We start from the raw sequence: 22,886 nt of genomic DNA, 5'->3' as shown, positions 1-22,886 counted from the left end.
GTGAACGGCGCGGCCTCCCGGGTGAACGGCGCGGCGAGATGTGACCACCGGTGAACGGCGGGACACTGGCGGTCGGGGGCCGTCCCGGGGGGCCGTACTCGTGACCAGGTGGTGTGAGACATGACCGAGGTGCTGTTGGCCGTCGGAACCGAGAAGGGCCTCTTTCTCGGCCGCAGCCGCGACCGGCTGACGTGGGAGTTCAGCGGGCCGCACTTCCCGATGAACGCGATCTACTCCGTGTCCGTCGACCGCCGGGGCGGCCGCACCAGACTGCTGGTCGGCGCCGACAGCAGCCACTGGGGGCCCTCGGTCTGGCGCTCCGACGACCTCGGTGCCAGCTGGTACGAGCCGCCGCGGCCCGCCATCCGCTTCCCCGAGTCCACCGGCGCCTCGCTCACCCGGGTCTGGCAGCTGCAGCCCGCCGGAGCGGAGGCCCCCGGCGTCGTCTACGCGGGCACCGAGCCCGCCGCGCTGTTCCGCTCCACCGACGGCGGCGAGACCTTCGCCCTGGTCGAACCGCTCTGGAACCACCCCCAGCGGCCGCAGTGGGGCGCCGGCTACGGCGGCCAGGGCCTGCACACCATCCTCACCGACCCGCGCGACCCGCAGCGGCTGCTGGTCGCCGTCTCCAGCGGCGGCGTCTACCGCAGCAAGGACGGCGGCGACAGCTGGGAGCCCTCCAACACCGGTCTGCGCGCCGAGTTCTTCCCGCCGGACAGCCAGTACCCCGAGTTCGGCCAGTGCGTCCACAAGATCGCCCCGGACCCGGTCCACCCCGACCGCCTCTACCTGCAGAACCACGGCGGCGTCTACCGCAGCGACGACTGGGGCGGCAGCTGGCAGTCGATCGTCGACGGGCTGCCCGCCGAGTTCGGCTTCGCGGTCGCCGCCCACCCGCACCGGGGCGACACCGCCTACCTCTTCCCGCTCGGCGGCGCCGACGACCGCATCCCGCCCGGCCGCCGCTGCCGGGTCTTCCGCACCACCGACGGCGGCACCAGCTGGCAGCAGCTCGCCGACGGCCTGCCCGGCGAGGACCACTACGGCATCGTGCTGCGCGACGCCCTGCGCACCGACGACGCCGACCCGGCCGGGATCTACTTCGGCAACCGGACCGGCGAGGTGTACGGCAGCCACGACGAGGGCGAGAGCTGGTCGCTGCTGCTCTCCCACCTGCCGGACGTGCTCTGCGTCCGGGCGGCGACGGTGGCCTGACGGGCCGGACGGCTGCCAGCTGGAACGGACGGTGGCCTGGCCCACCGGGAGTCCGGAGGACCTCAAAACCGGTTGCCCGACGGCAGATCCTCGGTGAGCATGGGCCGCCGACGAACGACCGTACGACTCTCGTGAACAGGACGGGGTGGGCCATGGCCGAGGACTGGGTGGTCAGGCACGACGGCGAGGGCACCCCGGTGCTGCGCTACCTGCCGGGCGAGCGGGAGGGCCGGCCCTGGGCCGACCTGCTGGAGGTGCTGGACGAGGCGGTGGACGCGGCCGGGTACATCCGGGCCGAGCTGCCCGGGTGGGTCGTCTCCGGCTCCCCCGAGCTGGGGCAGCGGCTGGTGGCGGACGGCGCGACGGTGCTGCGGCACGCGCACACCTTCCGGCGGGACCTGCGCGCCGATCCCCCGCCCGCCGACTGGGCCGGGGCGCCGCTGCGCGAGGGCCTGCGGGCCGTGCCCTGCGACCGCGCCCCCGAGGACCTGTTCCCGGCCTGGCGGGCCGCCTTCGGCCCGGGGCACGTCGACCACTTCCACGCCGACGACGCCCGGGCGCTCGCGGAACGGCTCGGGCTGCTGCTCGCCGGAAAGGCCATCGGCCCCGTCCTGCCGTCCAGCGTGCTCGCCGTGGACGCCGAGGACCGCGTGCTCGGCGCGGCGATCCTGACCGACCGCAACGCGCAGCCCTGGGTCGGCGAGGTCTTCCGGCACCCCGAGCTCGGCTACCGCGGCCTCGGTGCCGACCTGCTGCGCCGGGCCGTCGCGGACGCCGCCGCGCGCGGAGTGGCCGGCCTGGGGCTGGCGGTGTCCGAGGGCAACCCGGCCCGCCACCTGTACGAGTCGCTGGGCTTCGTGCTGCAGGAGACCTCCCTGACGGTGCTCGTGCCCGACGCCGGGTGACGCCGGGTGCCACCTCCGCGCCCGCCCGGCCGCAGGACACGCCCTACGGCCGGGCGAGCTCCAGGATGGCGATCCCGCCCAGGACGGTGAACCCCGCGGTCACCCGCAGCCGGCCGAGGCGCTCGCGGAACACCACGGCGGCGATCAGCGCGGCGATCACGATGCTGGTCTCCCGCAGGGCCGCGACCGCGGCCAGGTTCCCCCGGGACTGCGCCCACACCACCAGGCCGTACGCCGTCAGCGAGAGCACCCCGCCCACGATCCCCAGTGGCACCGCCCGGCCCGCCCCGGCGAGCAGCGACCGGCCGCGCCGGACCCACACGATCAGCGCCAGCAGCGGCCCCTGGAGCAGGAACAGCCAGGCCACGTAGCCGCCGACCGTCCCGGCGTGCCGGACGCCGATGCCGTCCAGCACCGTGTAGCCGGCGATCATCACGCCCGTCCCGGCGGCGGCCCCGAGCGCGGGCAGCTGTGCCCGCCCGGGCCAGCCGCGGGCGAAGGCGAGCCCGATCAGGCCGCCGGAGATCACCACCACCCCCAGCAGCTCGCCCGTGCCCAGGTGCTGGCCGAGCAGCGCGGCCGATATCAGGGCCACCAGCAACGGCGCGGTGCCCCTGGCGATCGGGTACATCTGGCCGAAGTCGCCCAGCTGGTAGGCGCGCAGCAGCAGGAGCGTCGACGTCACCTCGACCACGACCGAGGCCAGCAGGTACGGCCAGCAGGCGGCGGCCGGCAGCGGGTTGAGCGCCACCAGGACGACGGCGCACGCGGCGTAGGTCAGGTTGATCAGCGCGAAGCCGACCAGCTTGTCCGGGATCCGGTGCGCCAGCCCGTTCCAGACGGCGTGCAGCACGGCCGACGCGAGCACGGCCACCGGCACGGCCGAGACGACTCCGGACATGGCGAGTCCGGACACGGCGACTCCGGGCATGGCGACTCCGGGCATGGCGAAGCTCCCCTCCGACGGCCCGCCGGAATTCCGACGGGCTTGGAACCGAATTCCACGCTACCCTAGACCCATGGAACGACATTCCGAATTCACGCCGCTGGAGTCCGGGCTGGCCGCGCAGATCCGCGCCCGGCTCGGCGAGCTGCGGGGCACCGAGGCGCGGGTCGCCCAGGTGGTGCTCGACCGGGGCGCCGACCTGGTGCACCTGGGCGTCAGCGATGTCGCGGCGCTGGCCGGGACGGCCCCCTCCTCGGTGGTCCGGGCCTGCCAGCGGCTCGGCTTCCGCGGCTACCAGGAGCTGAAGATCGCCGCCGCCCGGCACGCCCCCGCCGCCACGCCGGCCCCCGCGGAGGACGGCGATCCGGCCGCCCGGGCGCTCGCCGACACCCTGCGGGCCGCCCGCGAGGCCCTGGACGGGATCACCGCCACGCTCTCCGCCGAGGAGCTGCGGGCGGCCGCCGAACTGCTGGCCGACGCCGACCAGGTGGTGCTGGTCGGCTCCGGATTGTCGGGCGCAGTGGTCCTCGACCTCGCCTACCGGCTGCGCGCGCTCGGACTGCGCGTCGACGCCCCCGCCGACCCGCTCACCGCCCAGCTCGCCGCCGCCGGCCTGCCGCCCACGGGCGTCTGCTTCGCCGTCAGCCACGGCGGCGCCACCCCGCTGGTGATCGACGCCGCACGCCGGGCCCGTACGGCCGGGGCCGCCGTGATCGCGCTCACCAGCTACGCCCGCTCCCCGCTCACCGAGACGGCCACCTGCACCCTGGTCGCGGGCGGGCAGGACCTGGTGTTCGGCCTGGAGACCACGGCCAGCCGGCTGGCCCACCTGGCCGTCGTCGACGCCCTCACCCAGACCCTGCTGGTGCTGCGCGGGCGGCCCGCCGAACAGGCGCTCGGCCTCTCGGCGGACATCTGCGCGGACCACGCCTACTAGGGCCGGTCCGGAGGCCGGTGCCCGCCTTCGACCCGGGCGCCGTAGACCACGACCATGGTCAGGCTGACCGCGACCAGCAGCTCCGCCCAGAAGAACGCCGCGTAGTCCAGCAGCGAACCGATCGGCGGGCTGCCGGGCGCGGCGTTGCGCATGCCGACGAGGGCGAACAGCGTCGCCGCCATCCAGCCGAGGGCGGGCCAGATGATCCCGCGCCGCTGCCGGACGATCAGCCAGGCCGCCACCAGCGCGGACAGCGCCAGCGCCCACATCGCGGCCATCATGAACCAGGCCAGGATGAAGGTGCTGCGCGAGCGGCTGATCCGCTCGGTGACCGCGGTGGCGCCGCCCTCGCTCCCCGTGGCGCTCCGCTTGAAGACGAAGAACGGGTCGGCCTCCTCGATCGCGATCACCACCGCCGCGGGCTGCCCGCCCAGGGTGGCCTGGAAGCCGATCGGCGTGTGGTAGCGGTCGAAGGGGTAGTCCGTGACCCGCCCGTCGACCAGGTTGAACGTCACCATGCTGGAGGCGATCTGCTGCCCCGCCGGGTACCTGATCGAGGTCTGCTCCAGCGAGGTGGTCTCCAGCACGATGTCCCGGGCCGGCACCAGCGGGTCGTCGGCCTCCTGCAAGGCGCCGCCGTGCGGCAGGAGCAGGACCTTCGCGGTGAGCGTCTGCGCGGCCGCGTCCACCCGCTGGAGCACCACGTGCACCTCCAGGAAGTCCGGGCCGGGGGCGGTCCCGATGATCTGGGCGTGGCCGCGGCTGGACCGCTCGTCGACGTAGAGCAGCAGCCCGGCGACGACGAACAGCACGATCGCCGTGGCCACGGCGTACGCGCTCCAGGGCCGGACCCTCGGCCGGACGGCGCTCGCGGCCCGCGCCCGGGAGTGCAGGCGCACCCGCGGCCGGGCCTTGGGTCGCGGGGGCCGGGTGGCCCGGCGGTGCGGCGGCGTGCTCATCGACCTGCTCCCACGGTCGGCGGCGACGACGGAGGCCGCCCGTTCCGCCACCCTCCGCGCGACGCCGCCCGCCCCGCAACCGCAGACGGCCGATCGGGGCCCGCTCCGGGGTTCGCTCAGGGGCCCCGCCTCGGAGCCCGCTCCGGGGCCCGCTCCGAGGCCGGAAACTCGCCGGTCGGCGGTGTCGGAGGCGCTGTGTAGGCTCAACGGTCATGGCGAGGGTGACGAGGGACGATGTGGCGCGGGCGGCGGGGACGTCCACGGCCGTCGTGAGTTATGTGATCAACGACGGGCCGCGGCCGGTGGCGCCGGCGACCCGGGCGCGCGTGCTCGCGGCGGTCGAGGAGCTCGGCTACCGCCCCAACCGGGTCGCCCAGGCGATGGCGCGGCGGCGGACCAACCTGCTCGGGATGGTCGTGCCGGACGCCCGTCAGCCGTTCTTCGCCGGGCTCGCCCACGCCGTCGAGCAGGCCGCCGCCGAGCACGGCCGGCTGCTGCTGATCGGCAACTCCGACTACGCCGACGAGCGCGAGGCCCACTACATCCGCGCCTTCCTCGGCATGCAGGTGGACGGCCTGATCCTGGTCACCCAGGACCCGGCCACCCCCGGGCTGACCGGCTTCGACGTGGCCGACGGCACCCCCGTCGTGCTGCTGCACCACCGCGCGGAGAGCGCCACCGGCGTCTCCGTGGTGGCCGACGACGAGGGCGGCGCCCGCGCTGTCGTCCGCCATCTGCTCGACCACGGGCACCCGGAGGTGCACTGCTTCGGTGGCACCCTCGCCCTCAGCCCGCACGACCCGGTGACCGCCCGGACGGCGGGCTGGGTCGGCGCGCTGGAGGAGGCCGGGCTGCCCACCGAGGGGCGGCTCACCCCCGCGCCGTTCGACCGCGTCCGCGCGCACGCCGAGGCGCACGCCCTGCTCGCCCGGCCCGACCGGCCGTCCGCCGTGTTCTGCGCGACGGACGACCAGGCGATCGGTCTGCTGCGGGCCGCCGACGACCTGGGGATCCGGGTGCCGGAGGACCTGGCGGTGGCCGGCTTCGACGACATCGCCGAGGCGGTGATCGCCGGGCCGGCGCTGACCACCGTCACCACCGCGCAGGACGAGATGGCCCGTGCCGCGCTGGAGCTCGTCCTCGGCGGGGCCGAGCGCCGGGCCGCCGGCATCCGGACCTTCCCGGCCCGGCTGGTGGTCCGGCGCTCCTGCGGCTGCCCGGCGCCGGACGCTGCCGGGCCGGGCCGCGCCCTGGGCTGACCTCCCCCGGTTGGAGCCTGTCCGGCGCCGCCGTGGGCGTCAGCCCAGCTGGAAGGTGGCCTCGACCGGGTAGTGGTCGCTGGGCGCGTTGGTGTCGAGCTGTCCGGGCGTCCAGCCCGCCTGCGGATCGAAGTCGACCTTGACGTTCGACATCGCGGTCGGCACCGGGCGGCCCGGGGCGTTGAGGTAGCCGATGTAGTCGAGGTCGTCCCGGTAGTCCTTGGGGAAGGTCTCGACGCCCGACATGTACTGGCACCAGGCGGAGACCGAGCAGTCCATGGTGGTCAGGCTCTGGGTCGGGTCGGTGGCCGGGGTGCCGAGCACGCCGTTGACCGCGTTCTGCGCGTTGGCGTAGTCGCCGCGGGCCTGCCCGTGGACGTACTCGACGTTGAGGTCACCGCCGATCAGCACCGGGGCGCCGCTGCCGACGATGCCGTCCACCCAGGCGCGGATCTCGGCGAGCTGGCCGAGCCGGGTGGACTGGGTGGTGTCGGTGGAGACGTCCGACTCGTCGGCCTGCAGGTGGGTGCCGACCACCCAGGCGGTGCTGCCGTTCTTGGTCACCTTCACCAGCGCCGCGCCCTTGTTGGCGTGGTAGTCCCAGGTGCCGTAGGTGGAGTTGGAGAACACGTGGGCGTACTGGGCGGTGATCGGGTACTTGGAGAGGATCATCGTGCCGCCGTTGATGACGAACCATGAGTTGGAACAGTTGCCGCTGACACCCGTCCAGCCGCCGCCGGAGCAGGTGCCGCCGACCACCGGGGTGCGGTACGGGTAGAGGTCGGCGAGCTTGCTGTTGATGTCGGCGGTCGAGCTGTTGTTGAACTGCTCGTCCAGGACGACGACGTCGGCGTTGTGCTGACGGACGATCTGCTCGATCACCGGGGTGCGCCGGGCGGCCTGCTCGTTCTGGGTGCTGTCGACGACGGCGGTGCCGAGGTCGACGTTGAACGCGAAGACGGACAGCGTGGTGGGGCCCGCCGGGGTGCCGGCGGTGGCGGCCGGGGCGGTGCCGCCGAGCAGCAGTGCGGCGGCGGCCGCCGAGGTGAGGGCGGTGGCCGTGCGACGCGAGAGCATGGGCGTTCTCCTGGGGAATTCGTCTACCCTGCGGGGCCCGGCGCCGGGGTGGCCGGCGACCGGGATTGGCGGAGGAACGCTAGCTACTGCCCGGTACGGGGGGAAGAACGCCAGGAGATCAGTTCCGGCCGATCATGTGGCCGTGAGATGTCTGTACAGGTCGGGGCCAGTGGGCGACAAGATGTCTGTACACCCTTGCACCGCCCTCGGGCCGGCACGGGAGCCCGCCCGAACCGCCGTCAGCCGTCGAGCAGTTCGTCTGCGAGCAGGTCCATCAGCACGTTGTCGTGCCAGGTGCCGTCCGAACCGCGCTCGTACTGGCGCATGGTGCCGACGATCCGGAAGCCGACCTTGGTGTAGCAGCGGATGGCGGCGAGGTTGTCCGCGGCCGGGTCGATCACCAGCCGGTGGTAGTGGTGGTCGTGCACCAGGTGCCGGGCCATCGTCCGCACGGCGTCGGTGCCCAGGCCCAGGCCGTGCACCGCCGGGTCGAGGTAGAGGTCCATCCCGGCGTGCCGGTACTCGTCGTCGTTGTTGGCGTACCACTGGATGGCGCCGACCACCTGGCCGCCCACGTCGATCGCGAAGGTCTCGGTGTCGGGCGACTCCAGGTCGTTGGCGACCTCGGCGGGCAGGTCGTCGCCGCCCCGCCACCGGGCGAACACCTCGGGTGTGCCGCGGATGGCCGCCAGGGCCGGGATGTCGTCGGTGGTGGCCGGGCGGAGCGTCACCAGGGTGCCGTGCAGAATCGTCCCCATATGGGGCATGTTGGCACGGAAACCCGGCCGCGGCGAGCGTTTTTGCCGCATTGCCCGAACCCCCTCACGACCCTTCGCCACCAGGGCGGATGCTCCGTCCGGGCGACCACGGTGTCGGGTGGCCACCGTGTCGGGCAGCCACCACGGCGGGCGGCGGATGCCGGACGTCGCGCCCCTACGGGGTCTCGTCCTGGCGCAGCCGGGCGCTGACCCGGCCCAGGCCCTCGGCGAGGACGGCCAGCTGTTCGCGGGTGAGGACGTCGATCAGCAGTTCGCGCACCAGGGCGACGTGCCCGGGCGCCGCCTGGCGCAGCATCTCCCGCCCCTGGTCGGTGAGTTCGGCGATGACGCCGCGCACGTCGCTGGGACAGGAGCGACGGGCGACCAGGCCGGCCCGCTCCAGCTGGGTGACCTGGTAGGTCAGGCCGCTCTTGGAGGTGACGAGCTTGTCGGCGAGTTCGGTCATCCGCAGCGAGTCGCCGGGGGCCGCGGACAGGTGCACCAGGATCTCGTACTGCTGATGGGAGAGGCCGGAGTCCTCCTTGAGCTGGCGTTCCAGTCGGCGGTTGAGCAGGTTGCTCGCGACGACGAAGCCCCGCCAGGCGGCCATCTCGTCCGGGTCCAGCCAGCGGGGTTCGTTCAGTGAGGGCATGGTGTGCAGCCTACTCCTGTTGTTCAAATTCGAACGAAGGTGTACCGTCGACAACAGTAGACGTTCAAATTTGAACTACTATGGAAACCGGCCACGGTGAAGCCACCGTGAGCCCCCACGGTCCGGTCCCGAGGAGGACGCCATGAGCGCCGCGGCCCCCGAACGCATGCCCGCCCTGTACCTGTCGCACGGCGCCCCGCCGCTCGCCGACGACCCGGTCTGGCCGGGCCAGCTGGCCGCCTGGTCCGCCGACCTGCCCCGGCCCGCGGCCGTGCTGATGGTCTCCGCCCACTGGGAGGAGGCCCCGCTCGCCCTCGGCGCCGTCACCACCGTCCCGCTGGTCTACGACTTCTGGGGCTTCCCCGAGCACTACTACCGGGTCCGGTATGCCGCCCCCGGCGCGCCGCAGCTCGCCGAGCGCGTGCGCAAGCTGCTGCGCGCCCCCGGTACGCCCGTCCAGGACATCCCCGACCGCGGGCTCGACCACGGCGCCTACGTCCCGCTGGTGGAGATGTACCCGGAGGCCGACATCCCGGTGCTGCAGGTCTCGCTGCCCACCCTCGACCCGCAGCGGCTGCTGGAGATCGGCCGCAAGCTCGCCCCGCTGCGCGACGAGGGCGTACTGATCGTCGGCAGCGGGTTCTTCACCCACAACCTGCGGGCGCTCAGCCGCGACGGCCGGATCACCTCGGTGATGGCCGAGTTCGACGACTGGGGCCGGCGCGCCCTGGAGGCCCACGACCTGGACGCGCTGCTCGACTTCGAGCACAAGGCCCCCGCCGGGCGCCTCGCCCACCCACGCACCGAGCACTTCGCCCCGCTGTTCGTCACCCTCGGCGCCGGCGAGGCCGACCTGGACAGCCAGCGCAGTGTCATCGACGGCTTCTGGATGGGGCTGGCCAAGCGCTCCGTCCAGCTGGGCTGAACCCCGCCGGATCGTACGGACTAAAGCGAGCAGCAGGTGAAGCGCTCGCCGATGTGCTCGGGCTGCTCGATCTCGTCCACCAGGGCGACCGCGTAGTCCGGCACCGAGATCCGGCTGCGCCCCTCGTCGTCGGTGAGCAACTGCTCCAGGCCGGTGCGGTAGTGGCCGGTCCGCTCCCCCGGGCCGATCTCGGCGGCCGGGCTTAGCACCGTCCAGCGGATGTCGGAGACCGTCCGGTAGTAGTCCAGCGCCGCCCCGTGCGCGTGCATGATCTGCAGGATCGGCTCCGGCAGCCCCGGGGTGTCCCAGACCCGTACGCCCGGTGCGGTCTCCAGGCTGCCCGCCCCGCCGACCGCGATCAGCCGGGGCGCGGCGCCGAGCCTGCGCAGGCCCTCGACCAGGGAGCGGGCGGCGGGCTCGATCAACGCCAGGTGACCCGGGCCGTCACCGCCGCCGACGGCGCTCACCAGGACGTCCCGGCCGGCCGCAACCCGGGCGACGTCCGCCGGGTCCAGCACGTCCGCGCGCTCGACCAGGGCCGCTCCGCCCCGGTAGCGGCCCGGGTCGCGGACCACGGCGACCACCTCGTGCCCGCGCGCGGCCGCCTCCGCGACGACGGCGCTGCCGATGGTGCCGTTGGCGCCGATCACGGCGATGCCGACCATGGGGTACCTGCCTGATTGCTCGGGTGCGGGGATGACGTCGGACAGGGTCGATTATCGGATGGTGCTGCTGCGCGGGCCCGGGGTGTCGGCCGTTCGCATGAACCGACGCCGAACGGCCGCCCGCGCGTCCCGGGCGGACGTGCGGGCGGCCGTTCGGCGTCGGGTGTCTGCCCGGGCCGCCGGCTCAGGCGGCGCCGGTGGCAGCGCGCTCGGCCTTGCTGCGCTCGACGCAGAACTCGTTGCCCTCCGGGTCCGCCAGGGTGATCCAGCCCGTGCCGTCCGGATTGCGGTGGTCGGCCAGCACGGTGGCGCCCAGGGCGACCAGGCGGTCCGCCTCCTCGTCCCGGCTGCGGTCCTGCGGCTGGAGGTCGAGGTGGACCCGGTTCTTCGCCGACTTGCCCTCGGGCACCCGGATGAACAGCAGCGAGGCCCCGGCGGACTCCACCACGGCCTCGTCGTCACCCGGGTTGTCGTCCTCCCCCAGGGTGCCTTCCAGCGCCTGGGCCCAGAAGCCGGCGAGCGCGTGCGGGTCGGCGCAATCGATCGTCACATGTCGTACCAGAGAAGCCATGCCGCCTACTCTGACCTGGGTCGTTCGGATTCGTCCAGCCCTTTCCCGGAGTACCGAGGACCGGAGTACCGAGGACGGGAGTGCCGAGGCCTGGAGTGCCGGTGGCCGTCCAGCGGGAACTCCGGCGGCAGGGCGGTCAGCACCTCCTGGAAGGCGTAGCCGCTCTTCTCCGCGACCCGGCAGGACGCCGGGTTGTCCACCTGGTGCAGCAGGTCGATCCGGTGCAGGACGTCCTCGGCGAAGGTGGCGAAGGCCCAGGTGGTGAGGGCCTGCACCGCGCGCGGAGCCACGCCCCGGCCGCGGGCCGGGCCCGCCGTCCAGTACCCCACCTCGGCCGTCTCCCCGCCCGGGGAGCCGCCCGGGGCGCCGCGGTGGAGCACGCCGCGTTTGAGTGCGACGTTGCCGACCAGTTCGCCGGCGTCCAGGACCGCGAAGCTGTACCGGGTGCCGGCTGCCCAGCCCTCGCGCTGCAGCCCGAGCCAGCGCGCGGCCTGCTCGGCGTCCTCCACCGGGACGCGAGTGAAGCGGCGCAGCGTCTCGTCCCGGTAGATCTCGATCAGCGCCGGTGCGTCGGCCTCCTCGAAGGGGCGCAGCAGCAGGCCGCCGGCGGTCATGCGGTCGGCCATCGGCGGTGCTGCAGACAGTATTTGACGAGTCGTCACTTCAGTCCTTCCCAGCCCCAGCGCGGGGTCGGGCCGGGCTCGCCCAGGTCGGTGCCGGCCGGGGAGGCGGAGACGTCCTCGGCGATCTTCGTGCCCCAGTCGAAGTACTCCAGCACCCGGCGGCGTAGCAGTTCGTCCTCGGGCAGCTCGCGGCGGACGGCCTCGGTCATCAGCTCCATCCAGCGCAGCCGCTGCTCCTCGGTGATGTCCAGGCCCAGGTGGGCGCCGAGCAGTGCCTGGTGGCCGCCGTGTTCGTCGGTGAAGGCGGTCGGACCGCCGAAGACCTCGGCCAGCCAGACCGCGACGTGCTCGATGTGGGTGGGGGTGAAGTTCGCGAAGACGGGGGCGAGCAGCGGGTCGGCGAGGACGCCCCGGTAGAAGGTGTGGCTGAGGCGGCGCAGGGCCTCGATGCCGCCGACCGCCTCGTAGAGGGTCCCGGGCTGTTGGTCGTTCATGGACGTGCTCCCCGTGGGTGTGTGGCCGTACCTGTGTGGCCGTACGCGTCTGGCCGTACGTGTGTGGCCGTACGTGTCTGGCCGTGCGTTGCGACCTTCCTAGCAGGCGGACCGGCCGGGTGCAGGCGTATGGGTGCCAGGCGGCTCGGCGGTTCCCGCTTGACCCTGACGTCAGCGGCAGGGTCGGAGGGTGGTGCGCATGAACGAGTTCCCGAAGAACGACGAGAACGACGAGAGCGACGAGAGCGACGAGGACACGGCCAAGGACCGGGTCGTGGTGGTCACCGGGGCCGGGACGGGGATCGGGCGGGAGACCGCGCGGGCCTTCGCGGCCGAGGGAGCCCGGGTGCTGGCGGTCGGGCGGCGGCCGGAACCGCTGGCGGAGACGGCGGGCGCGTACCCGTCGCTGATCGAGCCGCTGGCCGCCGACATCACCGGCCCGGAGGCGCCGGAGGCCGTCGTCGCGGCCGCGCTGGAGCGGTTCGGGCAGCTGGACGTACTGATCAACAACGCCGGGATCGTCCGCAGCGGCCAGGGCGTCGGCGGCTACGACCGGACGGGCATCGAGGCGCTGCTGGCCACCAACCTGGTCGCCCCGGTGCTGCTGGGGCAGGCCGCGCTGCCGGCACTGGGCGACAGCCGGGGCGTGATCGTCAACGTCAGCACCGCCGTCGGGCAGCGCGGCTGGCCCTCCAACGCGGTGTACGCGGCGAGCAAGGCCGCGCTGGAGACGGTGACCCGCAGCTGGGCGGTCGAGCTGGCGCCGCGCGGGATCCGGGTGGCGGCCGTGGCGCCCGGGGCGATCGACACCCCGATCGGCGACCACTCCGGGTACGGGCCCGAGCAGCGGGCGGCCGTCCGGAAGTGGCAGATCGAGCACACCCCGCTGGGCCGGACCGGCCGCCCGGAGGAGGTGGCCTGGGCGATCACGCAACTCGCCTCCCCACGGGCCTCGTTCGTGACCGGCGTAGTGTTGTCCGTCGACGGGGGCGCGCTGGTGGGCTGACGCGCACGGGCGAGGCGGGGGCGGGGAGCGTACGGGTGCGGATCGGCGAGCTGGCGCGGGCGACGGGCGCGACCGTCCGGGCGCTGCGGCACTACGAGCAGGCCGGTCTGATCGAATCCGAGCGCGAGCCGAACGGCTACCGCGGGTACGGGGATTCGGCGGTCGTCCGGGTGCGCAACATCCGTGCACTGGTCGCCGCCGGGCTCACCCTGGCGGACCTCCGGCCGCTGCTGGGCTGCCTGGACGGGGACGTGCTGGTGCAGCCGCCGTCCGAGCGGGTGCTGCGGATCGCCCGGGACCGGCTGGCGGTGGTGGAGCGGCGGATCGCCGCCCAGACGGAGGCGCGGGACCGGCTGGTGGCGGCACTCGCAGCGGCCGGGAGTGCCGCGGAAGGGTGACACCCCCGATCGGGGGTGTGCAGGGGGCGGGTGGGGGAGGACAGTAGGCGCATGCAGATTCCACTCTCCGTGATGGACTTCCTCGACCGGGCCGAGCTGGTCTACGGCGACCGGGTCGGCATCGTCGACGAACCGGCCCAACCGGCCGAATCCTGGGGCGAGCTGAGCTACCGCCGAGTCGCCGAACTCGCCCGCGCCCAGGCGGCCGGGCTGGACCGGCTCGGCGTCGGGCCCGGCGAACGCGTCGCGATCGTCTCGCACAACTCTGCGCGGCTGCTCACCTCCTTCTACGGGGTGAGCGGGTACGGCCGGGTACTGGTGCCGGTGAACTTCCGGCTGAAGGCCGAGGAGGTGGAGTACATCGTCGAGCAGAGCGGCGCCTCCGTCCTGCTGGTCGACCCCGAACTCGCCGACGCCCTGGGCGGGGTGGTGGCCAAGCACAAGTTCGTGCTCGGCGCGGACAGCGACGCCGTGCTGTACGACTTCGACAACTCCCCACGTCGGTACGCGATCTCCGAGAACGACACCGCCACCATCAACTACACCAGCGGAACCACCGCCCGCCCCAAGGGCGTTCAGCTCACCCACCGCAACGTCTGGCTGAACGCGACGCTGATGGGCCTGCACTACGGCGCCAACGACCGGGACGTCTACCTGCACACCCTGCCGATGTTCCACGCCAACGGCTGGGGCCTGCCGTTCTCCCTCACCGGGCTCGGCGCCCGGCACATCGTGCTGCGCAAGGTGGACGGCGCGGAGATCCTGCGCCGGGTCGAACGGCACGGGGTGACCTTCCTGTCCGGCGCACCCGCCGTCGTCCAGATGGTGCTGGACGCGGCGGCCGACTGGGACGGCCCGGTGCCGGGCCGGGACCGGGTGCGGATGATCGTGGCCGGCGCGCCGCCGCCGACCTCGGTCGTGCAGCAGGTCGAGGAGCAGCTGGGCTGGGAGTTCATGCAGCTCTACGGCCTGACCGAGACCTCCCCGATCGTCACGGTCAACCGCTCGCGGGCCGAGTGGGACGCGCTGCCGGCCGCCGAACGGGCCGAGAAGCTGGTGCAGGCCGGCGCCCCCGCGCTCGGCACCCAGCTGCGGGTCGACGCCCAGGGCGAGGTGCTGGTGCGCTCCAACACCGTGCTGGACGGCTACTGGCAGCAGCCGGAGGCAACCGCCGAGGCGCTGCGGGACGAGTGGTTCCACACCGGTGACGGCGGCACCTTCGAGGACGGCCAACTCACCATCTCGGACCGGAAGAAGGACGTCATCATCAGCGGCGGGGAGAACGTCTCCTCGATCGAGGTGGAGGACTGCCTGTACAGCCACCCTGCGGTCGCCGAGGCGGCCGTGATCGGGGTGCCGCACGAGAAGTGGGGCGAGACGGTGAAGGCGCTGGTGGTGCTCCGGGAGGGCAACGGGGCCGTCACCGAGGCCGAGTTGATCGCGCACTGCAAGCAGCGGCTGGCCGGCTACAAGTCGCCCACCACGGTGGAGTTCCGGGAGGCGCTGCCGCGCACCGCCACCGGGAAGCTGCAGAAGTTCCGGTTGCGCGAGCCGTACTGGGCCGGCCGGGAGCGGCAGGTCAACTGAGGGTCAACTGGGCGCGGGGCTCAGTTGACCAAGCCTGACTCCCGTGCTGCCAGGGCGAGTTCGGTCCGGTTACGGACGCCGAGCTTGTGCATCGCGGACTTGAGGTAGCCCGTCACGGTGTTGCGGGTCAGGCCCAGTCGGGCGGCGATCTCCGGGTTGGTCCGGCCGGTCGCCGCCCAGCGCAGCACCTCGTGCTCGCGCGGGGTCAGCGGGGTCGACGGGGTCAACGGCCGTACGGCGGCCGGCGGGGCCGGCTTCGGGGCGGCCGGCGAGACGGCCGGCGGAGCCGGCTTCTCGCGGCACCAGGCGGCGGACTCCGCGAGCGCCCGGGCCGCGGCCCGGGCCAGCCGGTCGACGGCGGCGATCCGGACGTCCCCGTACGGCACGACGGCGCGTACCGAGGCGTACACCACGCCGTGCACGGTGGTGCCGTCCAGCAGGGGGACGGTGAGCATCGCGTACAGGTCCTCGGCGGCCACGGCCGCGTCGTAGTGGTGCGAAATGTCCTTCGCTGCACGGTAGTCGGGCACCCAGGTGGGCGCGCGTTCGGCGAGGGCGCGGCCGCCGAGGCCGAGCCCGGCCGGGACGGGCACGTCGTGCAGCAGGTCCGCGCGGGTGCCGGCCCAGTGCCGCAGCACCATGCCCTCGCTGCCGGCGCGGCTCCCGGGCAACGCCTCCGGCACCCCGACCAGCCCGACGTCCACGCCGCACTCGGCCACCACCCGCCGGGCGAGGTCGCCGAGCACGGCGTCCCGCACCAGCGCGGCGGCACGCGCGGCGACTTCAGCGGCTTCAGCGGCTTCGGTGGCTTCAGTGGCTTCGGTGGCCTGGGCGGCTCTGGCGGCTTCGGATTGCGCAGTTCGGGCGGTGTCCGCGCTTTTCATCGCGCGATTCTCACACGCGGCGGGGCCGGTGGCGAGAGTCCTGACGTGCGTCTTTCTGCGTCTTTCGGGGAATCGCGGGCGGGCCGGCCGGGCCCGGCATAGGGTGCGGGCCGGGATTACCGACGGGTAGTGCGGTCGGCCGAAGCAAGGCCGGGCAGCGGGCAAGCAGCGGGCAAGAGGGGAAGAGATGACCACGGAGCGGAGCACCCCGGCGGACGTCCTGGGCGGGCTGCTGGAGGACCTGCGGGCCGAGAGCGAGGTCCTGGACGGGCTGGTCGTCGGCCTGCCCGCCGAGGGCTGGTCCCGGTCGACGCCCGCCGAGGGCTGGACGATCGCCCACCAGATCACCCACCTGGCCTGGACCGACGACTGGACGGCGCTGGCCGCCCGCGACCCGGAGGGCTTCACCGCAGCGATCGGCGAGCGCTTCGGCGCGCTGCTCGCGGCCGGCGCCGACCCGGTCGAGGAGGGCGCCCGCGAGGGTGCGGCCGCCGAGCCGACGGCCCTGCTCGCCCGCTGGCGGGCCGGGCGGGAGGAGGTGCGGACGGCGCTCGCCGCCGTACCGGCCGACCTGCGGCTGCCCTGGTTCGGCCCGCCGATGAAGCCCGCCTCGATGGCCACCGCCCGGCTGATGGAGACCTGGGCGCACGGCCAGGACGTCGCGGATGCGCTCGGCGTCACCCGTGAGCCCACCGCCCGGCTGCGGCACATCGCCCACCTGGGGCAGCGCACCCTGGGCTTCGCCTTCGCCGCGCACGGCCTGCCCGCGCCGGAGCGCCCCGTCCGGCTCGAACTGACCGCCCCCGACGGCGGGCTGTGGGCCTTCGGCCCGGCCGACGCGCCGGACGTGGTGACCGGCCCGGCCCTGGACTTCTGCCTGCTGGTGACCCAACGCCGCCACCGGGACGACCTCGCCCTCACCGCCACCGGCCCCATCGCCACCGCCTGGCTCCCGGTCGCCCAGGCCTTCGCCGGGGCCCCGGGCAAGGGGCGGCAGCCCCAGGCGTAGGGGCCGTCCGGGCCGCCTGCCCGGGGCGTAGGGCGTCCGGGCCGCCTGCCCGGGGCGCAGGGGCGCCCGGGCCGCCGGGTCCTGTGTGGCACCGGCGCCCCTCACAGGCCGATCCGGAGCGGGGTGAGCCGGGTGGCGATCAGGTTGGTGGCGCCCCGGTCGCGTTCGATGTGGCCGTGGACCAGCAGCCCGGCCCGGTCCAGGGCGGTGCGGCGCTGGGACTCCCAGACCGGGCGGTTGCAGATCACGTTGATCAGGCCGGTCTCGTCCTCCAGACTGAGGAAGAGCACCCCGCCGGCCGTCGGCGGCCGCTGCCGGTGGGTGACCAGGCCGCCGACCACCACCGCCGTTCCCGGTGCCACGTCCGGGAGTTGGGCGGCCGACAGGGCGCCGCCGCGGTCCAGGTGGGGGCGCAGGTGCTGGAGCGGGTGGCTGGTGGCGGAGGTGCCGGTGGCCCAGAGGTCGGCGATGGTCTCCTCGACCGGGCTCATGCCGGGCAGGTCCGGCGCCTCGGTGCCGGGCGTGGTGCCGGGGATCAGTTCGGCCGAGATTCCGGCGAACGCCCCTGCGGCCCAAAGCGCCTGACGTCTCGTCAGCCCGAAGCAGTCGAAGGCGCCCGCGGTCGCCAGCGCCTCCAGGACGGGTGCGGGCAGCCCGGTGCGACGGGCGAAGTCCTCCAGGTCCGCGTACGGCTGACCGGCCACGATCGCCTCGGCCTGCGGGGTGCCGATGCCGCGGACGGTCTCCAGGCCGAGCCGGATCGCCGGTTGCGGACGCCCGGCGGTCAGCGGCGGTTTCGGGGTCGGCCCCCGGTACGGCTCCAGGGTGGGGCGCGCCCCGCTGGCGTTGACGTCCACCCCGCGCACCCGCACGCCGTGCCGCCGGACGTCCGCGACCAGGCTGAGCGGTGAGTAGAAGCCCATCGGCTGGTTGGCCAGCAGGGCACAGGTGAAGGCCGCCGGGAAGTGGTGCTTGAGCCAGGCGCTGGCGTACACCAGATAGGCGAAGCTGATCGCGTGGCTCTCCGGGAAGCCGTAGTTGGAGAAGGCCTCGATCTTGCCGTAGACGTCCTCGGCGATCTCGGGCGGGATGCCGCGCTCGGCCATCCCGGTCAGCAGCCGGTCGCGCAGCCGGGCGACCCGCTCGTGCGAGCGCTTGGCGCCCATCGCCTGGCGCAGCCGGTCTGCCTCGGCGGGACTGAACCCGGCGCAGTCGATGGCGAGTTGCATCATCTGCTCCTGGAACAGCGGCACCCCGAGGGTCTTGCCGAGCGCGTTCTCCATCAACGGGTGCGGGCAGTCGGCCGGTTCGGCGCCGGCCCGGCGGCGCAGGTACGGGTGGACGGAACCGCCCTGGATCGGGCCGGGGCGGATCAGTGCGACCTCGACCACCAGGTCGTAGAAGTGGTCCGGCTTGAGCCGGGGCAGGGTCGCCATCTGGGCCCGGGACTCGACCTGGAACACGCCGACGGTGTCGGCCCGGCGCAGCATCGCGTACACGCCCTTGTCGTCGTCCGGGATGGTAGCCAGGTCGTAGCGCAGGCCGTGGTGTTCGGCGACCAGGTCGCAGGCGTCGTGCAGCGCGGCGAGCATGCCGAGGCCGAGCAGGTCGATCTTCACCAGCCCCGCGCCGGCGGTGGACTCCTTGTCCCACTGCAGGACGGAGCGCCCGGGCATCCGGGCCCACTCGGTCGGGCAGATCTCGCCGATCGGCTCCTTGGTGAGCACCATGCCGCCCGAGTGGATGCCCAGGTGGCGTGGCAGGCCGTGGAGTTGGGCGGCGAGCGAGAGCACGTCGGCGGGAATGACGGCGTCCGCGCCGGGGGCGGAGCGGAAGTCGGTCTGCCGGCTGAACGCGTCCACCTGCCCCTGCGGGTAGCCGAGCACCCGGGCGGCGTCGCGGATCGCCAGCCGGGGCCGGTAGGTGATCACGTTGGCGACCTGGGCGGCGTGCTCGCGCCCGTAGCGGCGGTAGACGTACTGGATGACCTCCTCGCGGCGGCGGTTCTCGATGTCCAGGTCGATGTCGGGCGGCCCGTCCCGGGCGGTGGAGAGGAAGCGTTCGAACAGCAGCCGGTAGTGGATCGGGTCGACGGCGGTGATCCCGAGGGCGTAGCAGACCGCCGAGTTGGCGGCCGAGCCCCGGCCCTGGCACCAGATGTCCCGGCTGCGGCAGAAGTCCACGATGTCGTGCACGATCAGGAAGTAGCCGGCCAGGTCGAGGTCCTCGATGACGTCCAGTTCCCTGGCGAGCTGGCGGCGGGCGGCGGCGTTGCCGGGGCCGAAGCGGGCCGGGCCGCCGGCCGCGACCAGGGCGCGCAGGTGGCCGATCTCGCTCTCGCCCTCCGGGACGGGGAAGCCCGGCAGCTCCGGGTCCAGTCGGGCGAAGTCGAAGGCGCAGTCCCGGCCCAGCTGGGCGGTGGCCCGCTGCACGCCCGGGAAGCGGGCCAGCCGGCCGGCCATCTCGCGGCCCGAGCGCAGGTGCGCGGTGCCGGCCGCCCGGGTCCAGCCGACCGCGTCCTGCAGGGTGCGGCGCTCGTGCAGCGCGGCGAGGCTCTGCGCGAGGCGGCCCTGGGCGGGGCCGGCGTGGTGGGCGTTGGTGGAGGCGACGACGGGCAGTTCCGCCCGGGCGGCGAGGAAGGCGAGGGCGTCGTTGCGACGGTCGTCCCCGGGCAGCCACTGGTCGATCAGTTCGACGTACACGTTCTCGCGGCCGAACGCCTCGGTGAGGGTGCGCAGTCGGCGCTCCGCCTCGGCCTGATCGGGCAGCGCGGCGGGAACCCGGCCGAGGCGGCAGCCGGTGAGCACCGCCCAGTGGCCGCCGTGCGCGTCGGCCAGCGCCGCGACGTCGTACACCGGGCGGCCCTTGGCGCCGCCGGCCAGCTGGGCGGCGGCGATCGCGGCGGAGAGGCGGCGGTAGCCGGCCGGGTCGCGGGCGAGGACCAACAGGTGCTCGCCCACCCCTTCATGACTGAGCGTCAGTTCGGCGCCGAACGCGGTGGCCACGCCCGTTCCCCGCGCCGCCTCGGCGAGCCGGACGGCGCCGTACAGGCCGTCGTGGTCGGTGACCGCCAGGGTCTCCACGCCCAGCCGGGCCGCCTCGGCGACCAGGTCCTCCGGGTCGCTGGCGCCGTCCAGGAAGCTGAAGGCGGAGTGGACGTGCAGCTCGGCCCAGGGTTCGGCGGCTTCGGCCGGGGACTCGGGGGCGGCTGGTTCCGCCGGGGCGGGGCGGCGGCGCAGCGGGACGACCGTACGGTCCGGCTCCGGTGTGCCGTCCGGTGCGCCGTCCGGTGCGCCGTCCGGTGTGCTGCCCGGGAGCGTGCTGCCCGGCGTACGGTCCGGCGCCGCGCCGGTCAGTCGGCGGTGCAGCTCGCTCCAGGGGAGGGTGGGGTGGCTGGTGAAGCCCATCGGGGGTTGCCTTCGTCGTTCTCGTGCTCGTCCTGCCCCCCTTCGGCTCCGGAAGGGTCAGTCGTAGCCGGCCTCCAGGTACCAGGCACCCCCCTCCACGGTCAGCAGCAGCGCCCGGCCGCCGCCCACCACGACCTGGAACCGCGCCCGGCGGCGGGCGAGCGACTGGTCCCACCAGTACTCGACCGCCGGCCACGGCCCGGTCCAGCCGTCCACCGGTTCCTCCCGCCCCCGCACCACGACCACGGCCGGCCGGGCCGACACCCCCGCCCGGCCGTCCACCGTGACCGGCTGCCCGACCCCGTCCAGCACCCGCACCGGCGCGGGCTCCCGCAGCACCACCGCCGGCCACACCTCCGGCAGCCGCCCCGGCCAGGGCGCCTCGGCCGGCACCGCCGCCTCGTACGGCTCGCCCCACGGCACCTTGACCGCCTGCTCCCCCGGGCCGCGCCCGCCGGCCGGCTCGATCCGGCGCAGCCCGGCGTGCCCGAGCACCGCCTGCACCCGGGCGACCGCGCGCTCCACCCGGTCGTCCGCGACGGCCTGGCCCCACAGCGCCAGCTGACGGCCCTGGTCCGGGGAGAGGCCGTCGGGGGCCAGGCGCAGCAGGGTGAACCCCTCCTGCCCATCGGCGAAGGTGCCCGCGCCCTGCCAGGCCTGGAGCTGCCAGCGGACCCGCTCGGCCAGCGCCGTCGCCGACAGCCGGCCCTCGTGCCGCCACAGCCGGGAGGCCGTCCGGCCGTCCGCGCAGGCCACCTCGACGGCCACCCGGCGGCAGGTCAGCCCGGCCCCGGCCAGCCGCTGGTGCAGCGCCTCGGCCAACGTGCGGGCGACGAACACCAGCGGTTCGGCCAGCGGCTCCGGCGGATCGAAGTGCTGCTCGACGGAGAGGTCCGGCTCCTGGTCGCGCGGCACCAGCGGGCGCGGCTGCAGCCCGCGGGCCAGCCGGTGCGCGACCGTCCCGGAGGGGCCGAAGCGGTCCGCGACCGCTTCGGCCGGCAGCGCGGCGAAGGCCCCGACGGTGGGCAGGCCGAGCCGCCCGAGCAGTTCGGCCAGCGCCTCGTCGCCCAGCGTGGCCACCGGGTACGGGGCGAGGAACTCCGCCGTCCGCCCGGCCGGGACCAGCACCCCGGCGCGGGCGGCCAGCACGGCGGCGAACAGGCCGTCGGCGACGCCGACCAGGGCGTGCGGGGTGTTCGCCGCCGGTCCTGCGGCGCGGGTTTCCGCGGGGGTTTCAGGGGTTTCGGGGATTTCGGTGGGGTTGGCCGGGCTGCGGGTTTCGGCGGGGTCGGCGGGGCTGGGGGCTTCGGGGGTGACCGCGCCCGGGATCGCGTCCGGGACGGGCGGCTGCCCGAGGGCGTCCGCCACCGCCGTACGGACCTTGGCGGCCAGGGCCTCCTCGCCGCCGAAGTAGCGGCCCGGGCCCTTCACCGGGATCGCGCACAGGCCCGGGCGGATCACCTCCACCCGGGGCGTGAACGCCTCCACCGCCGCGACCACCGGTTCGAAGCGGCGGGTCTCCGCCTCCGGGTCGCGGTCGCGCAGCTCCAGCTCCGGGCAGAGCCGTTGGGCCAGCTTGAGCCGCTGCCCCTGCCGCACCCCGGCCGCCCGGGCGCCCGCCGAACAGGCGAGGATCCGCCCGCTCTCGGTCACCGCCACCGGGTCATCGCCGGTGACGGCCACCACCGGCCAGTCCGGGCACCAAACCACCAGCACCCGGGGGGTCCGCTCCTCCGCCGTCCGCTCCTCCGCCGTCCGGGACACCGTCGTCTCGGGCACCGTCGTCCTCTCGGGCACCGTCATCTCAGACCACCGCCGCGACACGTGGTTCCGCCGGCTCCGCCACCGGCTGCGGCTGCTCCCGTACCGGGCGCACCGCGCCGTGCTCGTCCGGCAGCCAGAGCCGGGCGGTCCGGCCGCGCACCGCCGCACCACGGCCCTCGGCCACCACCTCCACCTGCCGGCCGGTGAGCTGCCCGTGGCCGTCGCCCAGCCCGTACCAGCGCCCGGACCGCACCCCCAGCCGCAGCACCGCGCCCGGCCACGGCCCGGCCACCAGCAGTACGCAGCCGCTGCGCCGCAGCACCGCGGCCAGCCGGGCGGCCTGCTTCGGCGGCACCGGGCCGTCCGGGCGCAGCATGATCAGCTCGACCGCGCCGGCCAGCACCGACACCACCTCGGCCCAGTGCGGCCCGGGGTCGTCCGCGACCAGCAGTCGGCGCAGGTCCAGCCCGTACCCCTCGGCGGCGGCCAGCCCCAGGTCCGGCAGTCCGACCGCAGCCGCCCAGCCGCCCTCGGTCTCCCGCACCCCGGCGGCGAGCGCCAGCAGCAGCCCGGCGTCCCCACCCGCGACCGACACCGCGGTCCCCCGCCGCAGCCCGCCGTCCGGCAGCACCTCCCGCAGGGCGAAGGGCACCGGCAGCAGGCCCCGGGCCTCCGCCCGTCCGTCGCCCTCCCCCGATGCGCCCGGCACGCCCGGCACGCCCAGCACGCCCGGCACGCCCCCGCCCGGCTCCCCCGGTACGGCAGCCGGGAGCGCCACCGGCCGGAGCGCGGGGCGCGCGGGCTGCTCGGCGGTGGATTCGAAAACAGATTCGAAAACGGGCACG

General features: G+C 74.7%; 22 protein-coding genes. 9 read left to right on the top strand and 13 right to left on the bottom strand.

Features of this window, described 5'->3' with window-relative positions:
- Positions 1-120: 120 nt before the first annotated feature.
- Both CRP52_RS25580 and CRP52_RS25575 read left to right on the top strand, forming a co-directional pair.
- Entirely contained in the window at positions 121-1,215 is a 1,095-nt protein-coding gene (locus CRP52_RS25580; RefSeq protein WP_097238536.1) for a WD40/YVTN/BNR-like repeat-containing protein, read from the top strand.
- Positions 1,216-1,367: 152 nt separating this feature from the next.
- A complete protein-coding gene (locus CRP52_RS25575; protein ID WP_097238535.1) occupies positions 1,368-2,120 on the top strand; it encodes a GNAT family N-acetyltransferase in 753 nt (250 codons plus the stop codon).
- A gap of 43 nt (positions 2,121-2,163) precedes the next feature.
- Here CRP52_RS25575 and CRP52_RS25570 read toward each other — a convergent pair whose 3' ends face one another.
- The gene (locus tag CRP52_RS25570) at positions 2,164-3,066 is read right to left on the bottom strand and encodes a DMT family transporter (protein ID WP_097238534.1); all 903 of its coding nucleotides are present in this window, start codon (positions 3,064-3,066) and stop codon (positions 2,164-2,166) included.
- A 73-nt stretch (positions 3,067-3,139) separates the two neighbouring features.
- Between CRP52_RS25570 and CRP52_RS25565 the strand changes: the two genes are divergently transcribed.
- Positions 3,140-4,003: a MurR/RpiR family transcriptional regulator gene (locus CRP52_RS25565; protein ID WP_097238533.1), complete on the top strand. Its 864-nt coding sequence runs from the start codon at positions 3,140-3,142 to the stop codon at positions 4,001-4,003.
- Here CRP52_RS25565 and CRP52_RS25560 read toward each other — a convergent pair.
- A complete protein-coding gene (locus CRP52_RS25560; protein WP_097238532.1) occupies positions 4,000-4,962 on the bottom strand; it encodes a DUF4436 family protein in 963 nt (320 codons plus the stop codon). The genes CRP52_RS25565 and CRP52_RS25560 overlap by 4 nt on opposite strands.
- 212 nt (positions 4,963-5,174) lie before the next feature.
- Between CRP52_RS25560 and CRP52_RS25555 the strand changes: the two genes are divergently transcribed.
- A complete protein-coding gene (locus CRP52_RS25555; RefSeq protein WP_097238531.1) occupies positions 5,175-6,221 on the top strand; it encodes a LacI family DNA-binding transcriptional regulator in 1,047 nt (348 codons plus the stop codon).
- A 39-nt stretch (positions 6,222-6,260) separates the two neighbouring features.
- Here the strand turns inward: CRP52_RS25555 and CRP52_RS25550 are convergent, their stop codons facing one another.
- The 3 genes from CRP52_RS25550 to CRP52_RS25540 form a co-directional block, all read right to left on the bottom strand.
- Entirely contained in the window at positions 6,261-7,298 is a 1,038-nt protein-coding gene (locus tag CRP52_RS25550; protein ID WP_097238530.1) for a sphingomyelin phosphodiesterase, read from the bottom strand.
- A gap of 239 nt (positions 7,299-7,537) precedes the next feature.
- Complete coding sequence (locus CRP52_RS25545; protein WP_097238529.1) at positions 7,538-8,056, bottom strand: GNAT family N-acetyltransferase; 519 nt, start codon at positions 8,054-8,056, stop codon at positions 7,538-7,540.
- A 175-nt stretch (positions 8,057-8,231) separates the two neighbouring features.
- The gene (locus CRP52_RS25540) at positions 8,232-8,699 is read right to left on the bottom strand and encodes a MarR family winged helix-turn-helix transcriptional regulator (protein ID WP_097240341.1); all 468 of its coding nucleotides are present in this window, start codon (positions 8,697-8,699) and stop codon (positions 8,232-8,234) included.
- A gap of 151 nt (positions 8,700-8,850) precedes the next feature.
- Here CRP52_RS25540 and CRP52_RS25535 point away from each other — a divergent pair, with 151 nt between their 5' ends.
- The gene (locus CRP52_RS25535; protein ID WP_097238528.1) at positions 8,851-9,633 is read left to right on the top strand and encodes a dioxygenase family protein; all 783 of its coding nucleotides are present in this window, start codon (positions 8,851-8,853) and stop codon (positions 9,631-9,633) included.
- 20 nt (positions 9,634-9,653) lie between these two features.
- Here CRP52_RS25535 and CRP52_RS25530 read toward each other — a convergent pair whose 3' ends face one another.
- The 4 genes from CRP52_RS25530 to CRP52_RS25515 form a co-directional block, all read right to left on the bottom strand.
- Positions 9,654-10,298: an NAD(P)-dependent oxidoreductase gene (locus CRP52_RS25530; RefSeq protein WP_097238527.1), complete on the bottom strand. Its 645-nt coding sequence runs from the start codon at positions 10,296-10,298 to the stop codon at positions 9,654-9,656.
- Positions 10,299-10,482: 184 nt separating this feature from the next.
- Positions 10,483-10,869 carry a VOC family protein gene (locus CRP52_RS25525; RefSeq protein WP_097238526.1) on the bottom strand — a complete coding sequence of 129 codons (387 nt, stop codon included), beginning with the start codon at positions 10,867-10,869 and terminating at the stop codon, positions 10,483-10,485.
- A 5-nt stretch (positions 10,870-10,874) separates the two neighbouring features.
- On the bottom strand, positions 10,875-11,495 hold the full coding sequence (locus CRP52_RS25520) for a GNAT family N-acetyltransferase (RefSeq protein WP_097238525.1): 621 nt from the start codon (positions 11,493-11,495) through the stop codon (positions 10,875-10,877).
- 32 nt (positions 11,496-11,527) lie between these two features.
- Positions 11,528-11,986, bottom strand: a complete 459-nt coding sequence (locus tag CRP52_RS25515) for a group II truncated hemoglobin (RefSeq protein ID WP_097238524.1) — start codon at positions 11,984-11,986, stop codon at positions 11,528-11,530.
- A gap of 199 nt (positions 11,987-12,185) precedes the next feature.
- On the opposite strand from CRP52_RS25515, the gene CRP52_RS25510 reads away from it, so the two are divergent.
- The 3 genes from CRP52_RS25510 to CRP52_RS25500 are packed head-to-tail and all read left to right on the top strand — an operon-like array spanning position 12,186 to position 14,977.
- Positions 12,186-12,992: an SDR family NAD(P)-dependent oxidoreductase gene (locus tag CRP52_RS25510; RefSeq protein ID WP_097238523.1), complete on the top strand. Its 807-nt coding sequence runs from the start codon at positions 12,186-12,188 to the stop codon at positions 12,990-12,992.
- A 35-nt stretch (positions 12,993-13,027) separates the two neighbouring features.
- The gene (locus tag CRP52_RS25505) at positions 13,028-13,390 is read left to right on the top strand and encodes a MerR family transcriptional regulator (protein WP_097238522.1); all 363 of its coding nucleotides are present in this window, start codon (positions 13,028-13,030) and stop codon (positions 13,388-13,390) included.
- 51 nt (positions 13,391-13,441) lie between these two features.
- Complete coding sequence (locus CRP52_RS25500) at positions 13,442-14,977, top strand: AMP-binding protein (protein ID WP_097238521.1); 1,536 nt, start codon at positions 13,442-13,444, stop codon at positions 14,975-14,977.
- Positions 14,978-14,997: 20 nt separating this feature from the next.
- On the opposite strand, the gene CRP52_RS25495 is transcribed toward CRP52_RS25500, so the two are convergent.
- On the bottom strand, positions 14,998-15,861 hold the full coding sequence (locus CRP52_RS25495; RefSeq protein WP_097238520.1) for a helix-turn-helix transcriptional regulator: 864 nt from the start codon (positions 15,859-15,861) through the stop codon (positions 14,998-15,000).
- Between the two features lie 187 nt (positions 15,862-16,048).
- Between CRP52_RS25495 and CRP52_RS25490 the strand changes: the two genes are divergently transcribed.
- Positions 16,049-16,870 carry a TIGR03084 family metal-binding protein gene (locus CRP52_RS25490; RefSeq protein ID WP_097238519.1) on the top strand — a complete coding sequence of 274 codons (822 nt, stop codon included), beginning with the start codon at positions 16,049-16,051 and terminating at the stop codon, positions 16,868-16,870.
- Positions 16,871-16,971: 101 nt separating this feature from the next.
- Here the strand turns inward: CRP52_RS25490 and CRP52_RS25485 are convergent, their stop codons facing one another.
- From CRP52_RS25485 to CRP52_RS39830, 3 genes are read right to left on the bottom strand one after another with little or no spacing between them, the layout of a single operon-like run.
- A complete protein-coding gene (locus CRP52_RS25485) occupies positions 16,972-20,277 on the bottom strand; it encodes an error-prone DNA polymerase (protein WP_097238518.1) in 3,306 nt (1,101 codons plus the stop codon).
- 57 nt (positions 20,278-20,334) lie between these two features.
- Entirely contained in the window at positions 20,335-22,080 is a 1,746-nt protein-coding gene (locus CRP52_RS25480) for a Y-family DNA polymerase (RefSeq protein ID WP_097238517.1), read from the bottom strand.
- A gap of 1 nt (position 22,081) precedes the next feature.
- Complete coding sequence (locus tag CRP52_RS39830; RefSeq protein ID WP_143685826.1) at positions 22,082-22,885, bottom strand: hypothetical protein; 804 nt, start codon at positions 22,883-22,885, stop codon at positions 22,082-22,084.
- Position 22,886 lies beyond the last annotated feature (1 nt).

This window comes from Streptomyces sp. 1331.2, assembly GCF_900199205.1.
GTDB lineage: Bacteria > Actinomycetota > Actinomycetes > Streptomycetales > Streptomycetaceae > Kitasatospora.
The sequence above is the reverse complement of the archived record's forward strand: the minus strand, read 5'-3'. Positions and strand labels throughout refer to the sequence as shown.

Excerpts from the sequence above, each read along its gene's own strand:
- CRP52_RS25550 (WP_097238530.1), bottom strand. The coding sequence starts at position 7,298 with ATGCTCTCGCGTCGCACGGCCACCGCCCTCACCTCGGCGGCCGCCGCC.
- CRP52_RS25495 (WP_097238520.1), bottom strand. The coding sequence starts at position 15,861 with ATGAAAAGCGCGGACACCGCCCGAACTGCGCAATCCGAAGCCGCCAGA.
- CRP52_RS25545 (WP_097238529.1), bottom strand. The coding sequence starts at position 8,056 with ATGGGGACGATTCTGCACGGCACCCTGGTGACGCTCCGCCCGGCCACC.
- CRP52_RS25560 (WP_097238532.1), bottom strand. The coding sequence starts at position 4,962 with ATGAGCACGCCGCCGCACCGCCGGGCCACCCGGCCCCCGCGACCCAAG.
- CRP52_RS25575 (WP_097238535.1), top strand. The coding sequence starts at position 1,368 with ATGGCCGAGGACTGGGTGGTCAGGCACGACGGCGAGGGCACCCCGGTG.
- CRP52_RS25490 (WP_097238519.1), top strand. The coding sequence starts at position 16,049 with ATGACCACGGAGCGGAGCACCCCGGCGGACGTCCTGGGCGGGCTGCTG.
- CRP52_RS25525 (WP_097238526.1), bottom strand. The coding sequence starts at position 10,869 with ATGGCTTCTCTGGTACGACATGTGACGATCGATTGCGCCGACCCGCAC.
- CRP52_RS25515 (WP_097238524.1), bottom strand. The coding sequence starts at position 11,986 with ATGAACGACCAACAGCCCGGGACCCTCTACGAGGCGGTCGGCGGCATC.
- CRP52_RS25530 (WP_097238527.1), bottom strand. The coding sequence starts at position 10,298 with ATGGTCGGCATCGCCGTGATCGGCGCCAACGGCACCATCGGCAGCGCC.
- CRP52_RS25555 (WP_097238531.1), top strand. The coding sequence starts at position 5,175 with ATGGCGAGGGTGACGAGGGACGATGTGGCGCGGGCGGCGGGGACGTCC.
- CRP52_RS25520 (WP_097238525.1), bottom strand. The coding sequence starts at position 11,495 with ATGGCCGACCGCATGACCGCCGGCGGCCTGCTGCTGCGCCCCTTCGAG.
- CRP52_RS25510 (WP_097238523.1), top strand. The coding sequence starts at position 12,186 with ATGAACGAGTTCCCGAAGAACGACGAGAACGACGAGAGCGACGAGAGC.
- CRP52_RS25565 (WP_097238533.1), top strand. The coding sequence starts at position 3,140 with ATGGAACGACATTCCGAATTCACGCCGCTGGAGTCCGGGCTGGCCGCG.
- CRP52_RS25485 (WP_097238518.1), bottom strand. The coding sequence starts at position 20,277 with ATGGGCTTCACCAGCCACCCCACCCTCCCCTGGAGCGAGCTGCACCGC.
- CRP52_RS25500 (WP_097238521.1), top strand. The coding sequence starts at position 13,442 with ATGCAGATTCCACTCTCCGTGATGGACTTCCTCGACCGGGCCGAGCTG.
- CRP52_RS25580 (WP_097238536.1), top strand. The coding sequence starts at position 121 with ATGACCGAGGTGCTGTTGGCCGTCGGAACCGAGAAGGGCCTCTTTCTC.
- CRP52_RS25570 (WP_097238534.1), bottom strand. The coding sequence starts at position 3,066 with ATGCCCGGAGTCGCCATGCCCGGAGTCGCCGTGTCCGGACTCGCCATG.
- CRP52_RS25535 (WP_097238528.1), top strand. The coding sequence starts at position 8,851 with ATGAGCGCCGCGGCCCCCGAACGCATGCCCGCCCTGTACCTGTCGCAC.
- CRP52_RS25480 (WP_097238517.1), bottom strand. The coding sequence starts at position 22,080 with ATGACGGTGCCCGAGAGGACGACGGTGCCCGAGACGACGGTGTCCCGG.